The 21,111-nt window shown below is 63.7% G+C and carries 18 protein-coding genes and 2 tRNA genes; 8 read left to right on the plus strand and 12 right to left on the minus strand.

Going from position 1 to position 21,111, the window contains the following annotated elements:
* Positions 1-134: 134 nt before the first annotated feature.
* Positions 135-1,202: a M28 family metallopeptidase gene (locus ACB031_RS04630; RefSeq protein ID WP_371139127.1), complete on the minus strand. Its 1,068-nt coding sequence runs from the start codon at positions 1,200-1,202 to the stop codon at positions 135-137.
* A gap of 348 nt (positions 1,203-1,550) precedes the next feature.
* Here ACB031_RS04630 and trmB point away from each other — a divergent pair, with 348 nt between their 5' ends.
* The 6 genes from trmB to ACB031_RS04660 all read left to right on the plus strand — a co-directional run bounded on the left by trmB (position 1,551) and on the right by ACB031_RS04660 (position 6,601).
* Positions 1,551-2,264: a tRNA (guanosine(46)-N7)-methyltransferase TrmB gene (trmB, locus tag ACB031_RS04635; RefSeq protein WP_010632994.1), complete on the plus strand. Its 714-nt coding sequence runs from the start codon at positions 1,551-1,553 to the stop codon at positions 2,262-2,264.
* 14 nt (positions 2,265-2,278) lie between these two features.
* A complete protein-coding gene (locus ACB031_RS04640; RefSeq protein WP_005297793.1) occupies positions 2,279-2,611 on the plus strand; it encodes a YggL family protein in 333 nt (110 codons plus the stop codon).
* 123 nt (positions 2,612-2,734) lie between these two features.
* Complete coding sequence (glsB, locus tag ACB031_RS04645) at positions 2,735-3,655, plus strand: glutaminase B (protein ID WP_026142053.1); 921 nt, start codon at positions 2,735-2,737, stop codon at positions 3,653-3,655.
* 28 nt (positions 3,656-3,683) lie between these two features.
* Positions 3,684-4,976 carry a rhodanese-like domain-containing protein gene (locus ACB031_RS04650; protein ID WP_371139128.1) on the plus strand — a complete coding sequence of 431 codons (1,293 nt, stop codon included), beginning with the start codon at positions 3,684-3,686 and terminating at the stop codon, positions 4,974-4,976.
* A 119-nt stretch (positions 4,977-5,095) separates the two neighbouring features.
* Positions 5,096-6,277 carry a S8 family peptidase gene (locus ACB031_RS04655; protein WP_065017535.1) on the plus strand — a complete coding sequence of 394 codons (1,182 nt, stop codon included), beginning with the start codon at positions 5,096-5,098 and terminating at the stop codon, positions 6,275-6,277.
* A gap of 114 nt (positions 6,278-6,391) precedes the next feature.
* The gene (locus tag ACB031_RS04660) at positions 6,392-6,601 is read left to right on the plus strand and encodes a YgdI/YgdR family lipoprotein (protein ID WP_010632998.1); all 210 of its coding nucleotides are present in this window, start codon (positions 6,392-6,394) and stop codon (positions 6,599-6,601) included.
* A 55-nt stretch (positions 6,602-6,656) separates the two neighbouring features.
* Here ACB031_RS04660 and ACB031_RS04665 read toward each other — a convergent pair whose 3' ends face one another.
* From ACB031_RS04665 to ACB031_RS04685, 5 genes are all read right to left on the minus strand, one after another.
* Complete coding sequence (locus ACB031_RS04665) at positions 6,657-10,217, minus strand: ATP-binding cassette domain-containing protein (protein ID WP_371139129.1); 3,561 nt, start codon at positions 10,215-10,217, stop codon at positions 6,657-6,659.
* Between the two features lie 98 nt (positions 10,218-10,315).
* On the minus strand, positions 10,316-11,593 hold the full coding sequence (locus ACB031_RS04670; RefSeq protein ID WP_371139130.1) for an alpha/beta hydrolase: 1,278 nt from the start codon (positions 11,591-11,593) through the stop codon (positions 10,316-10,318).
* Between the two features lie 404 nt (positions 11,594-11,997).
* Positions 11,998-12,073, minus strand: a tRNA-Asn gene (locus ACB031_RS04675).
* A gap of 4 nt (positions 12,074-12,077) precedes the next feature.
* Positions 12,078-12,153: transfer RNA gene (locus ACB031_RS04680), tRNA-Phe, on the minus strand.
* A 183-nt stretch (positions 12,154-12,336) separates the two neighbouring features.
* Entirely contained in the window at positions 12,337-14,613 is a 2,277-nt protein-coding gene (locus tag ACB031_RS04685) for an immune inhibitor A domain-containing protein (RefSeq protein ID WP_371139131.1), read from the minus strand.
* Between the two features lie 419 nt (positions 14,614-15,032).
* Here ACB031_RS04685 and rraB point away from each other — a divergent pair, with 419 nt between their 5' ends.
* Positions 15,033-15,380, plus strand: a complete 348-nt coding sequence (gene rraB, locus ACB031_RS04690; RefSeq protein WP_080628938.1) for a ribonuclease E inhibitor RraB — start codon at positions 15,033-15,035, stop codon at positions 15,378-15,380.
* Positions 15,381-15,448: 68 nt separating this feature from the next.
* Here the strand turns inward: rraB and ACB031_RS04695 are convergent, their stop codons facing one another.
* A complete protein-coding gene (locus tag ACB031_RS04695) occupies positions 15,449-17,422 on the minus strand; it encodes a putative bifunctional diguanylate cyclase/phosphodiesterase (protein WP_371139132.1) in 1,974 nt (657 codons plus the stop codon).
* 171 nt (positions 17,423-17,593) lie between these two features.
* On the opposite strand from ACB031_RS04695, the gene ACB031_RS04700 reads away from it, so the two are divergent.
* Positions 17,594-18,088 carry a hypothetical protein gene (locus tag ACB031_RS04700; RefSeq protein WP_010633004.1) on the plus strand — a complete coding sequence of 165 codons (495 nt, stop codon included), beginning with the start codon at positions 17,594-17,596 and terminating at the stop codon, positions 18,086-18,088.
* A gap of 144 nt (positions 18,089-18,232) precedes the next feature.
* Here the strand turns inward: ACB031_RS04700 and ACB031_RS04705 are convergent, their stop codons facing one another.
* Genes ACB031_RS04705 through rsgA form a run of 5 tightly spaced genes read right to left on the minus strand, consistent with a single transcriptional unit; the run spans position 18,233 to position 21,070 of the window.
* Entirely contained in the window at positions 18,233-18,631 is a 399-nt protein-coding gene (locus tag ACB031_RS04705) for a hypothetical protein (protein ID WP_010633005.1), read from the minus strand.
* Positions 18,632-18,633: 2 nt separating this feature from the next.
* Positions 18,634-18,885 (minus strand): DUF2960 domain-containing protein, encoded by a 252-nt coding sequence (locus ACB031_RS04710; protein ID WP_005297812.1) that lies wholly within the window; start codon positions 18,883-18,885, stop codon positions 18,634-18,636.
* A 4-nt stretch (positions 18,886-18,889) separates the two neighbouring features.
* Positions 18,890-19,138 carry a VF530 family DNA-binding protein gene (locus ACB031_RS04715; RefSeq protein WP_019839449.1) on the minus strand — a complete coding sequence of 83 codons (249 nt, stop codon included), beginning with the start codon at positions 19,136-19,138 and terminating at the stop codon, positions 18,890-18,892.
* A complete protein-coding gene (gene asd / locus ACB031_RS04720; RefSeq protein WP_139399214.1) occupies positions 19,135-20,007 on the minus strand; it encodes an archaetidylserine decarboxylase in 873 nt (290 codons plus the stop codon). The genes ACB031_RS04715 and asd overlap by 4 nt, the downstream gene beginning before the upstream one ends.
* A gap of 28 nt (positions 20,008-20,035) precedes the next feature.
* Positions 20,036-21,070 (minus strand): small ribosomal subunit biogenesis GTPase RsgA, encoded by a 1,035-nt coding sequence (gene rsgA, locus ACB031_RS04725; protein WP_041202860.1) that lies wholly within the window; start codon positions 21,068-21,070, stop codon positions 20,036-20,038.
* Positions 21,071-21,111 lie beyond the last annotated feature (41 nt).

Genomic DNA, 21,111 nt, shown 5'->3' on the forward strand with positions numbered 1-21,111 from the left:
TCAGATTTAAAAAATGAGGCAATGGCTGTAACAAAAATCGATAAAAAAGGGCAGGTTTGGCACCTGCCCGAATTTTATCGGCCGGGGAAGGCCGCGAGGCGTAAAAGCCCCGGTTCAGCGGCGAGATGGCAGGGTTACAGACCCGGCTCCCTGAGGAAGCGGAGCATCAGATCGGTGTTGGCACCGAGTTGCTGCTGCACCCGGCCCGGGAACAGCTCGGCCATCTTGTCGAGGCGGTCGTACTGGGTATGCCAGATCTTGCCCCACTGTGTTTCGCTGCCCCGATCACAGGCGCTCTTGGTGGCCTCGTCGTAGCAGTCCCACAGCGCCGGATTGGTGGTCTGGGAGTAGCCGTCATAGCCATCTTCCCCGTTGATGGTGAAGTTGGTGGCCTCCACGTAGGCGACGGGCACCCCCAGGCAGGCGAACGGCGCATGATCGGACCAGCCGCCGGTCTCCCCCTCAGGGTAGCCATCATAGCTGGGATGAATGGCAAACGGGGTGGCGGTCTGTTTGGAGATGGCTAGCAGGCGATCCCGTACCTTGGGATCGAAGCTGTAGCGGCTCGGGTCGGCACACTTGTACTTGGCCACGTTGGAGTGGGCCGAGTGAACGTAGACAAGGTCGCCCCCAGCGATGGTGTCGTAGTTCACCATGGCCAGCAGCTTGGCAACGGCGGCGCTGTCGAGGCTAGCGGCATAGGCCTTGGAGCCGTTGAGGCCGTTCTCCTCGGCGCCAAAGAAGGCGAAGCGTACCGTGTAGGGCAGGGTCTGCCCCTTGAGCGCTTCGGCGACCGCCAAGAGGGCTGCGACCCCGGCACCATTGTCGGTGGCCCCCTCGGAGCCCTGCTTGTCGCCTGTGCTGTCATAGTGGGCACCGATCAGGATCACCTTATCGCTCTTGCCCTTGAGCTCGGCGACGAGGTTCTGGGAGGCCTTGCTGGTTCCGCTCTGGGTGTAGGTGAAAGGCTGGCGCTGCACCTCGTAGCCCCAGCCGGCCAGATGGTCCTGGATCCAGGCGGCGGCGCGGGTCTCGGCCTCGCTGCCGGTGGGTCTGGCGCCGATCCCCTCGGCGGTGGAACTCAGCTGCACCAGGTATTCATAGGCCTGCTCGGCGGCGGAGGGGGCCTGTGAATCGTTGCTGGAGGTGTTGCACCCGGCCAGCAGGGCTGTGATGGCAAACGCCAATGCTGTGTGTTTCATACTGCAATCCTTTGTTGTGTATGGTTTTATTTGCGCAGGTCAGGATGCGCCCGAGCCCCGGCAGATTCTGTGAACGGGGTGGCATTTGTCAATCGCGGTGGCGGAATTGGTCTGTGTCGGGGGATTTGTTGCGTGAAACACTTGCGCCTTGGGCCTATCTTGGGATAATTCGCTACCCTGTTTCGCCAAGCGATGAAATGACGAGCAATTTCGCGTTCATCGGCGAGGTGGAGCGATGAAACAACGAGCAATTCATCTCGGTCGTCTGTGACCAGCACGACGAGATAGCTAGCAATCCATTTATGTCGTCTGTGACCCAGACCGATGCAATAAACGAGCAATTTGATTATGCCTGTGACCCAAGATGTATTTAACGAAGACGGCAAGTTCATGCGCAAGATCCGCAGCTTTGTCCGTCGCGAAGGCCGCCTGACCAAAGGGCAGGAGAAGGCTCTGGAGGAGCTGTGGCCGGTCATGGGCATCGATTTCGCACCGGAGCCGCTCGATCTGGTTGCCCTGTTTGGCCGCGAGGCCCCTGTGGTGCTGGAGATCGGCTTTGGCATGGGCGCCTCCCTGGTGGAGATGGCCAAGAATGCCCCCGAGAAGAACTTCATCGGTATCGAAGTGCACTCACCGGGTGTCGGTGCTTGCCTGGGCACAGCCCAGGAAGCGGGGGTCACCAATCTGCGTGTCATCTGCCACGACGCGGTCGAGGTGCTGGAGCACATGATCCCGAACGGCTCGCTCGCCTGCCTGCAGCTGTTCTTCCCGGATCCCTGGCACAAGAGCCGTCACCACAAGCGCCGCATCGTCCAGCCGGCCTTTGCCCAGGACATTCGCCAGAAGCTGGCCATCGGTGGCGTGTTCCACATGGCCACCGACTGGGAGAACTACGCCGAGCACATGCTGGAAGTGATGAGCGCCGCCGAGGGCTACGAGAACACCTCCGCCACCGGTAACTGGGTGGCGCGTCCGGACTGGCGTCCGCTGACCAAATTCGAACAACGTGGCCACCGTCTCGGTCACGGGGTGTGGGATCTGATTTTCAAACGTGTCAACTAACTGAAGGAGCTATCATGGCCAATCGTAGCCGCCGCCTGCGCAAGAAACTGCGCGTCGATGAATTCCAGGAAATGGGCTTCGACATCAGTTTCAATTTCCCGGTCGGCACTGCCGAAGAGACCATCGATGCCGTAGTCGATGCGATGATCGATGAAGTGATCGAACCCCGCAAACTGGCCTTCGCCGGTTCCGGCCACCTGGCCTGGGAAGGGATGATCTGCACCCAGCAGCTGGGCAAGTGCAGCGAAGAAGACCGCGCCGCCGTCAAAACCTGGCTGGAAGGCAAAGGAATGGAAGCCGTGGTGGTTTCCGAGCTGTTCGACCTCTGGTACGGCGAACCCGCCTGATATCAGGCCGGCTGTGGCAGGCGCCCCGGTTCGACAGCCTGCGACAGCAGATAGACAAGTCCCGCCGCTGGCGGGATTTTTGTCGGTGGTGATGGGATCTCCACGTTAGTTATGGAATCGCTTATGGTGTTGTCATCCGAATTACTGGCCAGCATCCTGGATGAGGTGCGCCCGCTGCTCGGACAGGGCAAGGTGGCCGACTATATTCCCGCACTGGCCCAGGTGCCGGCCGATCGGCTCGGGATCGCCGTCTGTACCGTCGAAGGGGAGCTGTTCACCGCAGGTGACGCCTTCGAGCCCTTCTCCATCCAGAGTATCTCCAAGGCCTTGAGCCTGACCCTGGCGCTCACCCTCTATCAGGAGGAGGAGATCTGGGCCCGGGTCGGCAAGGAACCCTCTGGCCAGCCCTTCAACTCCCTGGTGCAGCTTGAGTTCGAGCAGGGCATTCCCCGCAACCCCTTCATCAACGCCGGTGCCCTGGTGGTGAGCGATCTGCTGGAAACCCGCCTTACCGCCCCGCGTCAGCGCACCCTGGAGCTGGTCCGCCGCCTCTCGGGCAACCCGGCCATCATGGCGGATCAGGTAGTGGCCCGCTCCGAATATCAGCACTCTGCCCGCAATGCGGCCATCGCCTATCTGATGAAGGCCTATGGCAACTTCGAGAACGAAGTGGACAAGGTGCTGCAGAGCTACTTCAATGCCTGTGCCATCCGCATGAGTTGTGTCGATCTGGCGCGGGCCTTCATCTATCTGGCCAACCGTGGCGTGCCGCTTGGAGAAAGCTCCCCGCTGCTGCCGGCCCGCACCACCAAGCAGGTCAACGCCCTGCTCGCCACCTGCGGCCTCTATGACGAGGCGGGGGATTTTGCCTATCGGGTCGGCATGCCAGGCAAGTCGGGGGTCGGTGGCGGCATCATCGCCCTCATCCCGGGGGAGTTGTGCGTCTGTGTTTGGTCGCCCGAGCTCAACAAGGCGGGTAACTCGCTGGCGGGCACGGCCGCGCTGGAACTGCTGGCCGAGCGTCTGGGCCGCTCCATTTTTTAACCTTGTCACTCTGAATCGAGAGATCACCATGAAACGAATAATGAGCTTGTTACGGGCCACCCTGGCGACCTTGTTGCTCTGGCATGCCCTGCCGACCCTGGCAGCCGAGCTGCCACCGCTCTCGCTGGCTGACGCCAAGGCCAAGGCGGCGGTCATTCTGGATACCCGCGCCAGCTACTTCTACCAGGGCTGGCCCATGGAGGGCGAGCAGCAGGGAGGCCACGTGGCCGGTGCCGAGAACCTCTCCGCCGACTGGAAGTACAGTGATGAAGAGTGGCCGGCGGCGCTGGAGACCAAGGGGCTGCAGGCCGAGCGGCCGGTGGCGCTCTACGGTGCGCCGCGCGAGGTGGCCGAAGTGGCCCGCCTGCTACGCCAGCAGGGCATCAAGCAGCTGTTCGAGCTGCAGGGCTGGAAAAGTGCGCCGCGCGAGCATCTGGCCCGCTGGCAGCAGCTGGTCCATCCGCGCTGGTTGGCCGACCTGCAGGAGGGCAAGCCGGTGGTGGCTGCGCCCAAGGGCGACTGGAAGCTGTTCGAGGTGGCGTGGGGTTCACCCAAGGCCTATCTGCTGAGCCACATACCGGGGGCCGGCTACATCGACACCAACCGGCTGGAAGAGGAGCCGCTGTGGAACAAGGTCTCTGACGAGGCGCTCAAGAAGTTGCTGCTGGAGAACGGCATCCGTCACGACACCACCGTCATCCTCTACGGTCGCAACACCATGGCGGCGGCCCGTGCGGCCCACCTGATGATGTATGCGGGCGTCGAGGACGTGCGACTGCTGGACGGCGGCCTGGATGCCTGGTTCGTGCAGCACCTGCGCACCGAGACCGGGCTGGCCAACACCTTCAAGCCGGCCAAGGAGTTTGGCGTCGCCATCCCGGCTCATCCCGAGTACTACACCACCCTGAGTCAGGCCAAAAAGCTGCTCAAGCAGCCCGACGGCGCCCTGGTCAGCGTGCGCACCTGGGACGAGTTCGTCGGCAACACTTCCGGCTACAGCTACATCAAGCCGAAGGGCGATATTCCGGGCGCCAAGTGGGGGCGTGGTGGTGTGGATGCCAACAGCATGAGCGACTTCCACAACCCGGACGGCACCATGAAGCCGGCCCGCGAGATCCTCGCCATGTGGGATGAGTGGAACATAGAGCCGACCCAGCAGGCCGCCTTCTACTGCGGTACCGGCTGGCGCGCCTCCGAGGCCTTCTTCTACGCCTGGCTGATGGACTGGAAACGGATCAGCGTCTACGACGGCGGCTGGTACGAGTGGAGTGCCGATCCCAAGAACCCCACGGTGACCGGCGAGCGCAAGCCAGCCAAGTAACTGATAATCCAGAGCAGGCCGGACCCATGTCCGGCCTTTTTGTTGCCGCATTCGTAGCACGGGCGAGGGGACACTACACTTTTTGCGAAGGGATATCAGATCGACGTGAGGAGTGACTGATGAAACGGATATGGATAGGCCTGCTGGTCGCGGGCGTGCTGGGACAGGGGGCGATGGCCGCCGAGCGGGCGCGTTATCTGGTGCAGCTCAAGCCGGGGGCGGAGGCGGCCGTACTGGCCCAGAGCCGGGGAATGGGCGGCGAGCTGGCCCTGGCGCTGAAGGAGCAAAATGCCCTGGCGCTCTGGTTGCCGTCGGCGGCCGCCACGGCGCTGGCGCACAATCCCAACGTGCTCTGGGTTGAGCCGGATGCCAAGCGCTATGTCAGCGCCGAGACCCTGCCCTACGGCATTCCCATGGTGCAGGCGCCGCAACTGAGCGATGCCGCCGCCGGCGAAGTGCTGGTGTGCATCATAGATTCGGGCTACAGCGGCGGTCACCCGGACTTGCCTCATGGCCCCCAGGTGCAGGGTTATGACGATGCCGGTACCGGCAACTGGGACAGCGACGAGAATAGCCATGGCACCCATGTGGCGGGCACCATAGCCGCAGTGGGGGGCAATGATCTGGGCGTGCTCGGGGTGTTGCCGAACCAGAGCGTGCCGCTGCAGATCGTCAAGGTGTTCGGGGCCAACGGCTGGGCCTACTCCTCCAACCTGGTGGGGGCGCTCAATGCCTGTCAGCAGGGGATGAGCAGCCGCGGTTTCACCCGCATGGTCATCAACATGAGCCTGGGGGGCAGCGTGCCCAGCAAGACCGAAGAGAGAGCCTTCAACCAGGCCTACAGCCAGAACGTGTTGAGCGTGGCTGCGGCGGGCAATGCGGGCAACACCAGCAAGTCCTATCCGGCCTCCTACAGCAGCGTGGTGAGCGTGGCCGCCATCGATGCCAACAAGCAGCTGGCCTATTTCTCCCAGCGCAACGATCAGGTGGAGCTGGCCGCCCCCGGTGTCTCTGTGCTCTCCACAGTGCCGACCGGGTACGCCTACTACAGCGGCACCTCGATGGCGACGCCGCACGTGGTCGGGGTGGCCGCCCTGGTCTGGTCGCAGCGACTGGAGTGCAGCAACGATCAGCTGCGCCAGACCCTGCGCAGCAGCGCCCAGGATCTGGGTGCCCTGGGGCGCGACAACAGCTTCGGCTACGGTCTGGTGCAGGCGAAGGCGGCCGCTGACAAGCTGGCACTTGGCTGCGGGTCCGGTACCGGAGGCGGTGGCAGTAGCAAACCGGGTGGGCGCAAGTAGCTGATTCTTGATGTTGATCCCGTTGCGGCAAGGGTGGCAAACGGGCTCATCTGGTTGAGCTAGGCTTCAGTCACCACCCTCGTGGTGAGGGTGAAGCGGGAGGCGAAACAGGCGATGAAGCAACTGATGATGATCCTGGTGTGTGCCCTGGCGTTGGCGGGGTGCAGCTCGCAATACATCATGAGCACCAAGGATGGCAAGATGATCACCACCGACAGCAAACCCAAGCTGGATGAGAGTACCGGCATGTACCGTTACTACGACACCGAGGGGCGGGAGGTGATGATCAAGAAGGATGACGTCACCCAGATCATGGAGCGTTGAGGCTCTCCTCAAGCAACAAGGGCTGCCCGCGGGCAGCCCTTGTCATTTTTGGTGCTCAGGCCGTCTGGGGCACCTGGCGGTTCACCTGACCCACGAACAGCTGATGGAAACGGGAGTGGGAGTTGGCCAGCAGGCTGACCGGCGAGCCCTGCTCCACTACTGTGCCGGCCTCCATCACCACCACCTTGTCCACCGACAGCAGCGGCTCCAGATGGTGAGCGATCACCAGGTAGCTGGCCTCCGGCCGGTAGCGATAGAGCAGCTCCGCCATCTTGCGCATGCCGCCGTGGTCGAGGTCCGAGGTGGCCTCGTCCAGCACGATGAGCGGGCGGCGCGACAGCAGGATGCGGGCGATCACCAGCAGCTGGGTCTCGCCGGCGGAGAGCTGCAGTTTGTCGAGCTCCTCGTCCAGCCGGCCGGCGCAGCGCTCGGCCAGCCCCACCCGGGCCAGTGCCTGCTCCAGTGCCGCGTCGTCATGCTCGGTCAGGGGCGCCAGGTTGGCCCGCAGGGTACCGAAGAAGGTGAGCGGGATCTGGGAGACGGTGTCGTAGAGATCGCACACCGCTTCCGGCGCCAGCCGGGAGAGCGGCTGCTCGCCGTAGTAGATCTCCCCCTGGGTGGCGGGATACATGGCCTGCAGCACTCCCAGCAGCGAGCTCTTGCCGGCGCCGGTACGGCCGCACACGCCCACCTTCTCGCCGGGGGCCAGCTCGAAGTTGACCTTGTGCAGCGCCCACTGGCTGGCCTGGGGATAGCGCAGCCCCAGGTTGTCGAAGCGTACCTTGGGGTGAGCGGTGGCGAGGGCCTCCCCCTCCTGGCGCTCGCTCTCTATTTCGCTGTATTCGCGCACCCGCTCCACCGCGTTCATCACCTGCTCCACCTCGGCGAAGGTGCGGATGAGGGAGTTGAGCATGGCGGAAGCGGTAAAGGCATAGGTGATGGCCACGGCCCCCAGCAGCGAGCTGTTACCAAAGGCCACCATCAGCGCCACGGCGCCCACGAGAGCTGCGGAGAGCAGGGTCTGGTGCATGCCGAGCCAGCGGTTGATGGAGGTGGTGGTGTACCAGCTGCGCAGGTTGTTGTCATAGTGCAGCAGCACCTGATCCAGCGCGAAGCGCTCGGCCCCGGCCAGGCGCAGGGCGGGGGCGCCGCGGATGGTCTCGCTGATGCTGATGTAGAGCGGCGAACGCAGCACCGACGCCTGTCGCCGCAGCTTGAGCTGCACCGCCCGGTAGCGGCGCTGCAGCACGTAGAGGGCCCAGCCCACCAGGGGGGCGATGAGCAACAACAGCGGCATGTTGACGCCGATCACCACCACCTGCAGCGCCACCGACACTAGCATGCCGAACAGCCCCATCAGCATCGACAGCAGGATCTCCTGGGCTTCCCCCAGATCCCGGTCGAAGCGGTTGAGGATGCGCCCCTGCGGCACCTTGTCGAAGAAGGCCATGGGGGCGCGGCTGATGCGCCCCAGCATGCCGTCAAACAGGGTCCAGGCCAGCTTGAGGCCGAGTTTGTAGTTGATGACCCGCACCACCATGATGCAGGTGAGGGAGCCCGCCCCCAGCAGCACATAGATGCCGAGCAACTCGCTCACCTCGGTCACCCCGGCCTTGCCGCCGAGCCAGAGATCCGAGGCGATGCGCAGCCCCTCCTGACCCAGGGTGAGCAGCAGGGTGAGCAGGATGGCGCCGGGCGCGGCCAGGCGCTGCCACATGAAACCGAACAGCCCCCAGTCCACCTTGCCTTCCACCACCTTCTCTTCATTGAACTGCTCCGCCTCTTGGGGCGGCACCGGCGGGGTGGGCTGGGGATGCTGGATAAGATCCGCCAGCTGGTGGGCATCGAGCTCCACCAGTTCGCCCTGCTCGATGCGGATCACCCGATCGCAGTGGGCCAGCACGTCCGGGTCGTGGCTGACCAGGAGCCGGGTCGGCCCCGGCTTGAAGGCGAGCCCCGGCTCCAGCACCTGGGCCGAGACGATGGGGTCGAGCGCCGAGAGGGGGTTGTCCAGCAGCAGGATGTCGGCCCGGGCGTAGAGGGCGCGGGCCAGGGCGACCCGCTGCTGCTGACCGCCGGAGAGACGGGTGCCGAGCTCGCCCACCAGGGTCTGATCGCCGTGGCTGAGCAGCTCGAGGTCGGCGCCCAGCGCACAGGCCCCCAGCACCCAGCGATAGCGCTCGGCGTGCCAGGGCTGGCCAAACAGGATGTTGTTGCGGATGGTGTCGTTCATCAGCCAGGGCTTGTGGCCCAGATGGGCGACCCGGCCGTGGCGGCGGATGCTGCCCTCGAAGCTGTCGTCAAAGCCGGCGACCAGGTGCAGCAGGCAGCTCTTGCCCGCCCCGGTGGCGCCGGTGATCCCCACCAGTTCCCCCGGCTGGATAAACAGGCTGGCCCCCTGCAGCACGGTTTTTTGCTGGTGCAGGGCGGTGACGTTGTCGAGCTGCAGGGCCCCCGCCGGCAAGCTTGAGTCGGTGAGATCCCGATGCTGCTCGGGGCTGTTGAGGAACTCGCACAGCCGGTTGAAGCCGGTGTTGAAGTTGATCAGGGTGCGGATGAGGTAGGGCAGCCGCATCATGGGGATGCGCAGCACGGTGAACAGGGCGATGGTGGTGAACACCTGGGGCAGGGTGAGCTCTCTGCCCGACACCAGATAGGTGGTGAAGGTGGCCAGGGTCACCAGCAGCGGGGTGCTCAGCATCAGGCTCTCGTTGATGGCATCGAGCCGGAGCACCCGTCCCAGCACTCCCAGCTCCTGCTGGCGTTTGTGGCCGGCGGCCCGGGTGAAGAAGGCGCCTAGCCCGTTCTGGCGTACCAGCCGCAGCTTCTTGATGTACTCCGCCAGGATGCCGTTGCGCTCATCCTGCTGGCGCTTGAGCTGCTGCTCCTGCTGGTTCATGCGCCGCACCACCCGGGTGGAGATGAGCAGCAGCAGGGTGAGCACTGCAAAGCCCACCAGGCCGGCGCTGCCCACCTGCCACACCAGCAGGGCAATGGTGCCGAGCAGTTGCAGCAGCATGGTGAGCGGCATGGCGGGGTCAGCCAGGATCCAGGTGATATCCCACACGTCCCGGTTGATCAGGTTCTGCACCCGGCCACCGGCCCGGTCGTCGAAGCTCTTGCCGCCCAGCTTCATCACCTTGGCGAGCAGGGACTCGGCCAGCAGGCGGCGGATGGGCACGTGCATCTTGAGCGCCAGCTGCAGCGAGTGCTCCGCCAGCATGCCGGAGGCGAGCACGGAGGCGAACAGGGCCAGGGCCAGCAACAGCTTGTGGCCGGTGTCAGCGCCGGTGCCAAGCTGGGTCATGCTGTGGTTGAGCAGCCAGGGGCTGGCCAGGGTGGCCAGCATGCCGAGCAGCTGCAGCAGAGTGAGCAGGCCGATGCGGCCGCGATACTGGCGCCAGATAAAGGCGGTGATGGGCCAGGGGCGCACCGGCTGGGCGGCGGTGAGCGCGAGGAAGGCGTCGGCGCGGCCATCGCGCCTGTCTTCCGGCAGCAGGGGATAGAGATCGTCGAGGTTGACCTGGGGCTCGGTCAGCCCCTTGCGCTGCAACGGGCCGGTCCAGTGATAGAAGAGGCGGCTCAGCCAGCCGGCCGATATTTCCGGATGATCCAATGGGTGTCCTTATTATTTTGTGCTGCTTCCAGGGGGTGGGGCGGCTCATGGGCCGCCCTCGATATTGTCGTCTTGCTGCGGGCGCGAGCCCGGCGGGATCAGCGATCCCGATTCATGCGGATGAGCCGGTCCAGGATCTGCTCGCCATCGACCCGCAGGCCGTTGTGCTCGTACTCGTTGGTGATCCAGGCGCGGCTGTTGCCAAGCCCCTTGAGGGTGTCGCGGCTGTAGTCGAACTCCACGTACATGTCCTCGGCATAGACGGCGCAGGCCACCGGCACCCGGTTGCGGGCCAGCTGCGCCGGGTCGTAGAGGGGGCCCCAATCGGCCTTCTTGGCCAGCAGATGGGCGGCTTCCTTCAGCGGGATGAGCTCGCGGAACTGCTCGAACATCCAGGGGAAGATCATCTCGCCGGTGAAGGCGAAATCCTTGCCCGGCGCCCAGGCCAGGGCCGGGAACTCGCCCCTGACCCGCTCGGCCGCCCAGTTGCTGGCGCTCCCTTCGCAATAGATGGACTCGTGCAGGATGGCGAACACCGGGTTGGTGTTGAACGGCTGCATCGCCTGCAGCTGATAGAGGAAGGCGGGGTTGAGCCGCTCGCCGATGAAGGCGTCCTCCAGCAGGTAGTAGAGCTCCTCGAAGGCGCCGCTGGCACCCAGATCCAGCCCCTGCTGCTGCAACTGCTCCACCGTCAGGCGCTGGCCGTTGGGCAGGCGCACCTCGTGGCTGTGCAGGTGGTTGGCCAGCCGGTTGGCGATGGCCTGGGCATGGGGGAAGCGGGCGAAGAAGGCGCGGTTCTTGTCTGCCACCCGCTGGTAGGTGGCGCGGTAGACCTCGTCTGCGCTGCGACCGATGGGGGCCACCCCGCCGGTGAGGTAGACCTCGTGCAGGCTGCCTGGGAACAGGGAGAGGTAGGTGAGGCTGCAAAAGCCGCCGAAGCTCTGGCCGAGCAGGCTCCAGGGGCGACCCGGGCTCAGCACTTCGCGAACGTACTCGGCGTCGCGCACTATGCTGTCGGCGCGAAAATGGCCGAGATACTCCGCCTGTTGCCGGCCAGTGAGCTGGGCCAGCGCCTCGGCGCTGATGGGGCTGGAGTGACCGGTGCCGCGCTGATCGAGCAGCAGCACCCGAAACTCCTGCAGGGCCCGCTTTATCCAGCCGCTGGCGGCGGTCGGGCGCGGGGCACCAAAGCCGGGCCCACCCTGCAGGAACAGCAGCCAGGGCAGATCGTCATGCAGCCTGTCCTGGCGGCAGAGGGTGCGGCCGAACAGGGTGAGGGTCTCCTCCTCATCCGGTCGCTGGTGGTCGAGGGGCACGGTGAAGAAGCGGGGCTCGCAATGGATGCCGTCCAGCACGTAACGCAACGGGCTGCTCATCTGGGGTCTCCCTGAGGGTAGGAAAATCGTCGGCCTCATCATAGCCCTGGCGCAGGAGCGGGTCACGCCGGTTTTCCAAATTGTTAACATTGTTGCCAAGTGAAAACGGGGGGCCGCAGGGTGATGAATTTATTGTCGGCAAGGGAGTTGACGGTGGCGTGCCGGCTGCACAAAGATGGCTCGCCTGCCGACGGGGCAGGGGTCGTAACAGGATGAGGTGGGCGCGATGAAGCCTGGGTGGAGACGATTGCGCAAAAAAGAGAAACGGGTGAACCCGGAGGGTGTGCTGCAGACCGGCTTGTTGCTGTTCAGTGCCACCTGCGGCGCGACCCTGCTGCTGGCAACCTGCAACGGCAGCTGACCGGAATGAAAAAAGCCCGCTCGATGAGCGGGCTTTTCAAATTTGGCTCCTCCTACTGGACTTGAACCAGTGACATACGGATTAACAGTCCGCCGTTCTACCGACTGAACTAAGGAGGAATTGTGGTGCCCAGAGACGGAATCGAACCGCCGACACGGGGATTTTCAATCCCCTGCTCTACCGACTGAGCTATCTGGGCAACGGCGCGCATTAAACCCTTTCTGAACGGATGTGTCAACCGCAGGGCGCAGATAGTCGTATCGTTCGCTCGACAAGTGAGCAATCAGGGTGTTTGTTGGGCGGTTTGGCCTGTTCTCATCCTGGGCGGCGGGTCGGCAGATGAAAAAAGGGGCCCTGGGGCCCCTTGTCATGGCTGTCGTGCTCAGTGGCGGCTGACGATGATCCGCCCGGTACTCATGTCACGGGCCTGACCGGTGACGCTGATCTTGAGCCCGTACTCGGGCAGCAGGCGACCGGCATCCGGGATCTCCTTGCTCTGGTAGCTGCGGGAATCCTTGAACACCCGGTTCGGGGTGATCCAGAAGTCGCGCAGCAGGGAGCCGCTCGGGTGCTTGAGGTTGAGCGGCTGCTGGAAGCCCAGGCTGAAGGTGGCGTCGTGGATCTGGTAGCGGGTACCGGCCACGGCGCCGTCGCTCCACTTGAGGGTGCGCTGATCCGCATCCACCACCCCGAGGAAGCCCTCACCCGGGTGGACTCCCACCCAGTTGTTGACCTGGCTGTTGTCCACGTACCAGAGCAGCATGCCCGGCTCGTAGCGCATCAGCTGGTCGGCCACATTGATGTGGGCCAGCCCCTTGTCCACTCCCGCATGGTTGCGCCACTCGGCCAGGTAGTAGTGATCCTTGGCCTCGTTGCCGTCGCTCTTCACGAAGCCGGCGAGGGTGAAGGGGGAGTTGCCCTCGGCACCGTCGCTCAGCAGGGTGTCGCCATCGGCGAGGATCTGCAGCTCGTCCACGAACAGCCCGTTCTCGGCCACGCCGCCGTCGCTCAGGTATTGCAGGGTCAGGGTGACCTGCTGACCGGCCCAGGGGGTGAGGTCGAACTCGGCATCGGTCCAGCCATTGGAGTTGCCGGTGATACCGACCCCGAAGCCGACCCCGTTGGGATCGTCACTGGTGGTCAGGTTGCCCGCGATGGGCTGACCGTTGACCAGCACCCGGGCGTAGTCGTACCCCTCTTCAATTTGATACCAGGCCTTGAAGTTGAGGCTGGCGCTCTGTTTGCCGCTCAGATCCAGCTTGAGGCTCATGCGGTTGTCGAGGTTGTTGCCCTTGCCGCCGTGATACTCGTACTGGCCGGCGTAGGGCGGGTTGAGGGGGATCTGCTTGGCCGGCAGGTTGATGCGCACCACGTCGTCGTTGCGCCCCTTGTCGTTGGCCTGATCCAGCATGTAGACGTTGCCGCGCGGGCTGAGATCGGCGAGCTGCACATTGCTGCCGTGCAGCCAGTTGCCGCCGAGGGAGGCCTGCAGGAACTCCTTGGCCCAGGCAGAGAACCCGGTTGGTTCGGTGCCGCCGATGACCCCGGCCCAGGAGCCGGAGGACATGATGGACCAGGTCGCCACCGGTTCGCCCTTGCCGGTGTACTTGGTGTCGTACTCGTCCGGCAGCCCCAGATCGTGGCCATATTCGTGGGCACAGACCCCGGCCGCCGCATCGATGGGCTGGATGGTGTAGTCGTAGGCGGCAAACTTGCCACCGAAGTTCTGGCTCGGGCTGCTGGTGCCCGGGATGGGGTAGGGGGCACCCAGGTTCCAGCGGTGCGCCCAGATGGCGTCTTCGCCGAGATCGCCGCCACCGGCCTCCTCGCCGACGCTGGAGTGGAAGATCATCAGGTGATCGATGAGGCCGTCCGGCTCGTCCCGGTTGCCGTTGCCGTTGAGATCGTAGCGATCCTCCTGGTCAAACTCGGACAGATCGATGGAGGGGTCGCCCGCCACCTGGATCAGCGCCTCCTTCACCAGCTCCCGGATGGTGTTCGGAGTGGCATTGGCGCCGTAGTAGGCGGCGTTCTTGCTGGCGGTATACCAGCCCGCCACCTGGCCGCGCACGCTGTAGCTCTTGCCGGACTGCTGCTCGTAGAACTGGCGCATGGAGATGAACTGCTCGCCGTTCGGGCCGGCATAGCCCTTGGACGAGAACAGCAGGTCGTTGTAGTGCTCCGGGGTGTAATCCGGGTAGTACATCTTGGTGAGCTCGGGGCGGATGCTGTTCTTCGGGTAGTCGGGGAAGTCCACAAGGATGGCGAGGATCTTGTCCTTGCGCATCTTGCCCTGGTAGTGCTCCCGCTCGATGGACTTGAGCAGCAGAGTGGGCACCCGATCGCCGGGACGGGCGGTGCCGTTGAGGCGGATCTTCTTGAGGATGGTCTCGCGCACCTTGCCCTCTTTCACCGCCAGGGTACCGCTGTTGCCCTGATAGGCCAGCGACTTCTCGCGATAGTAGCTGGCGAGGGCCGCCTGCTCCTGCTCGGGGGAGGCCAGGGTCGGGATGCGGCCGCTCTTCTTGAGCATCTCCAGCACCTTCACCTCATCGGCCAGGGGGGCATCGAACGGACCGTGGACCGGGGCGGCCATGGCGTGGTTTCCAATCATAAGGGTTGAGCCGACAAGCAGGCTCATTATTGTTTTTTTAGGCATTATCTATGTGCTCCTTCACATGATAAAAAGGGAGCCTCACTGGCTCCTCTTTCCGTACGGGCGATGGATTGCCCGCGTCCCTTGATACACTCCGTGAATGACCTTGTCACCGTCGCGCTGCTGGTGGATCCTGCTGATTTCAAACGGCTTGCTGGCGCTGTCGCGTGGTTTTGACACATTCGAGCAAAGCTCCATATGGAGCAATCCTGTTTTGGCGGCAGATTACCCTTTATTAACCTTTTGTGATGGCACCCCATTTGGGGTGGCTGCCGACGACGGCTTATCTTGGTCTGCCGCATTGAGCCGGATGGGCTGTGCGAGTATGCTTTGCCGCAACCGGGCCTGCGGGGCGGCAGATGGCCGAGATGGCACCGTCCGCGCTGGCATTTGATAACAACACAGTCGCATCTGGGGTTAATATGAGTCTTGATATGCAAGAGTGGCGCGAAGAGACCACCGCCATCGTCAACGAGTTGCTGGCCGATGGCAGCAACCCGGATCTGGAGTACGAGATTGAGCACCACTTTGCCTGCCAGGATTTCGATCTGCTGGAGAAGGCGGCGGTCGACCTGTTCAAGGCCGGTTTCGAAGTGACCGATGCCGAAGAGATGGAGCTGGATGACGGCGCCACCATCTTCTGCTTCGACGCCACCGTCGAGTGCAAGCTGGACATCGAGACCATAGTGGCGGATATCGCCACCATGCTGCCCATCCTCGAGAAATACGGTGTGGATTACGACGGCTGGGGCACCTACTTCCAGGAGTAAGGCGCCAGCTCACGCACGCTTTGCAAAAACAACAAGGCCACCCTCGGGTGGCCTTGTTGTTGTGAGCATCACTCCTGTGGCAACTGGTAGCAGCGGGCAAACTCGGCGGGGGGCAGCGGGCGGCTGAACAGGTAGCCCTGCAACCGGTCGCAGCAGGCCTGCACCAGCCACGCCTGCTGCTCTTGCGTCTCCACCCCTTCGGCGGTGATCTTGATGCCGAGCTCGTGGCCTAGCCCGATGACGGAGCGCACGATGGCGGTGGTGGCCTGGTTGGTGACCAGCTCCTGCGTGAAGCTTTTGTCGAGCTTGAGGGTCGCCACCTGCAGTCGTGGCAGGTAGGCCAGACTGCAGTAGCCGGTGCCGAAGTCGTCGATGGCGAGCTGAAAGCCCGCCTCGATCAGGCAGGCCAGGTTGCTCTCTATCTCGTCGGCGTTCTCCATCAGTACCCCTTCGGTGATCTCCAGCTCCAGCTGCCAGGGGGCGAGGCCGTGACGCTCGATGCAGGCGAAGATCTGCGGGCAGAGCTCGGGATCGCGAAATTGCAGCGGCGACAGGTTGATGGAGAGCACCAGATCCGGCGCATCGGCCTGCCAGCGGGCCAGCTGGGCACAGCCCTGCTCCAGCATGTGGCAGCCGAGCAGGCCGATGAGTCCCAGCTCTTCCGCCAGCGGGATGAACTCGTCAGGCGAGATCATGCCTAGCTCGGGATGGGGCCAGCGGCAGAGCAGCTCGGCCCCGTGCAGCTGGCTGGTGCGGGTGCTGATGATGGGCTGGTAGACGGCGGTCAGCTGGCCGGACTTGATGGCGAGCGGCAACTGGGCCGCGATGAGCTGGCGACGCTTGAGCTTGGCATCGAGTTCGGGGTCGAACAGGGTGCAGTGCTGCTGTTGGCGTTTGCCCTGGGCCAGGGCAGCCTCGGCGTGGCTCAGCAGCCGTTCGGCATCGTTGGCCTTGCCGTGGGCGATGCCGAGGAACACCGGGATCTGGATCCTGTGCTCTTCCACCTGGTAGGGGACCATCAGCGCCCCCTGCAAACGGCTGCTCCAGTTGGCCAGCGGCTCGTTCAGTTCGGGCAGCAGCATGGCAAAGTCGTCGGCGGCGACCCGGCACACCAGCGACTGGGGCGGAGCCAGCTGCTGCAGGCGACGGGCCACCTGGCTGAGCAGGCGGTCGGCGACCCGGATGCCGAAGCGGTCGTTGATCTCGCGAAAGTGTTGCAGGTCGACCAGCACCAGGCTCGCCTTGCGGGCGCCGAGGTGACGGCTGGTCTGCAGAAAGTGGGAGAGCTTGAGCAGGCCGGTCAGGCTGTCGTAGTGCTGCTCCTGCTGCAACTGGGCCTGGGTGGTGCGCAGCCCGGTGATGTCGCGGCTCAGGGTGAGGATGCCGAGGGAGTTGCCCTCGTCGTCCGGCACCTCGACCCGGGTCACCTCCAGATGGCGGCCCTGGCCGTTGGCATCCACCAGGCAGTATTCACCCCGTCCCATCGGCAGTTCGGTGGAGAGGCGGTGAGCCACCCGCTGGCCGAGGGCCTCGCTGGCTGCCATCCCCATGAAGTCGAGAAAGGCCTGGTTGCAGTCGATCAGCAGCCCCTGATGGTCTTCCAGCCGGATCGGATCCGGGATGGCGTCCAGCAGGCGGCGTTGCAGCAGCTGCTGCTGGCGAAAGGTCTGCTCCAGCTCCTTGCGCTGATCTATCTCGTTGACCATGCCAAACAGGGCCACCGGCTTGCCCTGCTCGTCGTAGAGCGGGATCTTGTGGATCTCCATCCAGCTGGTGGCGTCGCCGTTGTTGCAGTGCAACTGCTGATAGAGCAGGGGTTTGCCCTCCGCCAGCAGGCGCAGATCCTCTTCCCGAAAGATGTCGCCCCAGGGCATGTCGGCATCCGTCTTGCCGACGAGATCCGCTGGCAGCGGCAGACCCGCCTGCTCCGTGAAGGCACGGTTGGCAAACAGGTAGCGCCCGTCCGTATCCCGGCAGAAGATATTCATGGGTAGCTGGTCGATGATCTGCTGCAGCAGGGGCAGGGTGAGCAAGGAGTTCACACAGACACTCACGGGGGAAATTTCGAGCAAATCTATGATAGCAGGCTGGTTTTGTAAAGCTTGGGTTAAGGCTGACTCATTTCTGCCGATCCCTGCTGACAGTCTGTGTCGCTGCCGCCATAATAGCCGCCGGTCGGCCGAGGGCCGGATTATATGGATGAGAGAAGCAGCATGAAAAAGATAGTGGGAGTAGCACTGGCCCTGTTGATGGCCGGTTGTGCCAGCGACAACAATGGCGGCGAGCAGTACCGCTATACCCCGCCGGTAGCCAAGGCGACCAACAACACCCAGGAGATGCAGATCCCGGTGGATCTGGTGTGGGCCCGCGCCGAGAAGTGGTTTGGCGATCATGGCCTTAACATCGAAAACAGCCAGCGTGGCTCCGGCCTGATGACCGCCAACGTCGAGAATTCGGCCGACGGTCTGGAGTGGCTGGACTGCGGTACCATGGGCTCCAAGGTCGCACTGGGCAACCCCAACCTGCAGATCAACCTGATCATCACCCAGAGCGGCAACAACAGCGTGGCCACCGTCAACGTCAAGGGCAACACCCAGCTCTACTTCGTCGAGTCCTCCGGCGAGCGGGTACCGGCTCCTTCCATCACCCCGGTGTGCGTCTCTCGCGGCAGCCTGGAACAGAGCCTGTTCTCCACCCTCGCCAACTAAGGTTGCGCCGAGTGCCAGCAAAAACCCCGTTGCCTGCAACGGGGTTTTTTGTTTCCGGCCTGGTGGAAGGGGGCATGCGGGCCGCTGTTGATAGCCGCAAAAACAACCCCCGGCAGGGCCGGGGGTTGGATAGAGTCGGGTGGCTTAGCGGGCGACGTCGCCGTGAAACAGCGTCTGCTCGCCGGCTTTGAGCACATATCCCTTCCACGGGAAGAGGGTGTAGCCGCTGCCTTGCCACGACCAGTTGCCTTCTGCGCCTTGGCGGGTGAGCAGGTGTTGCTCGCCGCTCGGCAGGGTCAGCTCGGCCTGGCTCTGATCGGCGTTGAACAGCACGAAGGCGCTGCCGGTCTGGCCGGCATCGGTCGGATTGAGCCGAATGCCCTGCTCGAACAGCCGTACGCACTGCCTGGTCAGGGCTGACCACTGATAACCGGCGCTGGCACGGCAGCCGTGGACATCCTGATCATTGCCGACCAGGTGTTGTTCCGGGGTACTGCAGGCCGCCAGCAGCAGGGAGGCGGCCATCAGGGTCAAGGTACGCATGGTTACTCCTTGGCATCCCGCTCGATGACGATGTTGGAGAAGCCCAGCTCCTTGAAGTAGTTCTCCCGGTAATCCTTCACGCTCTTCTTGTCGCGCCGGCATACCTGGGCCAGCTGCTCCTCCATGGCGTGGAAGCTGGTCAGGTTGATCCCCTCGGCAGCGGCAATGGCATCGTAGATGCTGTTGAACTTGTCGTTGGCGTAGCCGATCTCTTTGGTTTTCTTGCCGTAGGTGTAGGTAATCTTGAACGCCATGGCGTTATTCCTTTGCTTTGGCCTGCTTGCGCTGGACGTACAGATAGAGGCTCTCGACCTTTTCCCGTGCCCAGGGAGTTTTTCGCAAGAATTTCAGGCTGGATTTGATGCTGGGATCCTGGGTAAAGCAGCGGATATTGATCTCCTGCCCCAGTTTTTCCCAGCCGTAGTGTTCGACCAGGGCGGTGACGATGGCTTCCAGCGTCAGCCCGTGCAGCGGGTTGTTCTTCTGGGAAGCGGGTTGATCGCTCATGCCTGCTCCGCCAGCTTGGCAAAGGGTTGACCCATGCGGGTGGTGACCCCGTTGGCCAGATGGGGCTCGAAACCGGCCAGCATGCCCGGACCAAACAGGCAGACCACGGTACTGCCCAGCTTGAACAGCCCCATCTCGGCGCCTTTTTGCAGGGTGATGGCCTCGTCGCCTGTGTAGTCCCAGCGCACCACCTTCTTCTCTTTGGTCGGCGCTATGTTGCCGGCCCAGATGGTCTCGATGCTGGCGACGATAGTGGCACCGACCAGCACCAGCGCCATGGGGCCGTGCGGGGTGCGGAAGGTGGCCACCACCCGCTCGTTGCGGGCAAACAGGTTGGGCACGTTCTCGGCGGTGAGCGGGTTGACGGAGAAGAGATCCCCTGGCACGAACACCATGCTCTCCAGCACGCCATCCAGCGGCATGTGGATGCGGTGATAATCCTTGGGTGCCAGGTAGATGGTGGCGAAGTCGCCATCCTTGAACGGCGCCACCAGATCCTCATAACCGCCCAGCAGCTCGCGGGCGCTGTAGTCGTGGCCCTTGGCCTGGATGATGCGGCCCTGCCGGATCGGACCGAGCTGGCTGACGGTGCCATCCACCGGCAGGGCCAGGGTCATGGCGTCTTCCACCAGGGGGCGAATACCGGGCTTGAGTTCGCGGGTGAAGAACTCGTTGAAGCTCTTGTAGTGGGCAGGGCTCTCGTGCAGCGCCTCGCTCATGTCGACCTGGTACTGCTTGATAAAGGCCTCGATCACCCTGGTGGTGAGGTTGCCCGCTTCGGCGGCGGCAAGCTTGCCCACCAGGCGGGAGAGGGCGTGTTTGGGCAGACAGTATTGACCGGCAATTTTCAGGTTGTCAGTAATGCTCATGTTCATCATCAACGTAGGTTAAACAGGGTCACAGGCGTGCCTGTTGGCGACCGTGACGGGCTTCCTGCATGGTTTCCAGGATGCGGTGATAGTTGTGGAAGCGATCGGCGCTGATGGCGCCCGCTTCGACCGCGGCGCGCAGGGCGCAGCCGGGATCGTCCTTGTGGGTACAGTCGCGGAACTTGCAACCACCCAGATAATCGCGGAACTCGACGAAGCACCAGGTGATACGGTCGGCTTCCAGATGCCAGAGGGCGAACTCGCGGATCCCGGGGGAGTCGATGAGATCGCCGCCGCTCGGGAAGTGGTAGAGCCGCGCCGTGGTGGTGGTGTGCTGGCCGAGCCCCGAGTTTTCGGAGATCTCGCCGGTGAGCACATCCAGCCCCGGCATCAGGGCATTGGTGAGCGACGACTTGCCGACCCCGGACTGGCCGACGAAGATGCTGATCTTGTCGGTCAGGGCGGCTTTCAGCTCATCGAGCCCTTCGCCGCTCTCGCAGCTCACCAGCAGCACCTCGTAATTGAGCTTGCGGTAGGTTTCGAGCTGGCGCTCGATGCGGGCGCGGGCGGCATCATCGAGCATGTCAACCTTGTTCAGCACGATCAGGGGGCGGATCTCCACATCCTCCGCAGCCACCAGATAGCGGTCGACGATGTTGGTGGAGAACTCGGGCATCACCGCCGAGACGATGATGATCTGGTCGATGTTGGCGGCGATGGGTTTGACCCCGTCGTAGAAGTCCGGCCGGGTCAGCACCGAGTGACGCGGGTGCACCGCCTCGATGACGCCGGCGGTCGCGGCATTGAGGCCGGGACGCCACACCACCTTGTCGCCGCACACCAGGCTGCTGATGCTGCTGCGCCGCAGGTTGCTGCGGTGGATGGTGCCATCGCTCGCTTCGACGTCTGCGTGCTGACCAAAACGGCTGATCACCACCCCTTCGATGGCCGGCCCGAACAGGGTGTCATCCACCTCTGTGGTGTGCTCTTTTTGCAGCCGACGCTCGCGGTTGGCCTGGACGCGCCTTTGTTGACCCAGATTGAGTTTTGCTTTCTTTGCCACTCGATTCGCCAGTTTATGAACAGATCCAAAGCCAGTATGAT

The sequence above is a fragment of the Aeromonas sp. S8(2024) genome, assembly GCF_041403085.1.
GTDB lineage: Bacteria > Pseudomonadota > Gammaproteobacteria > Enterobacterales > Aeromonadaceae > Aeromonas > Aeromonas dhakensis.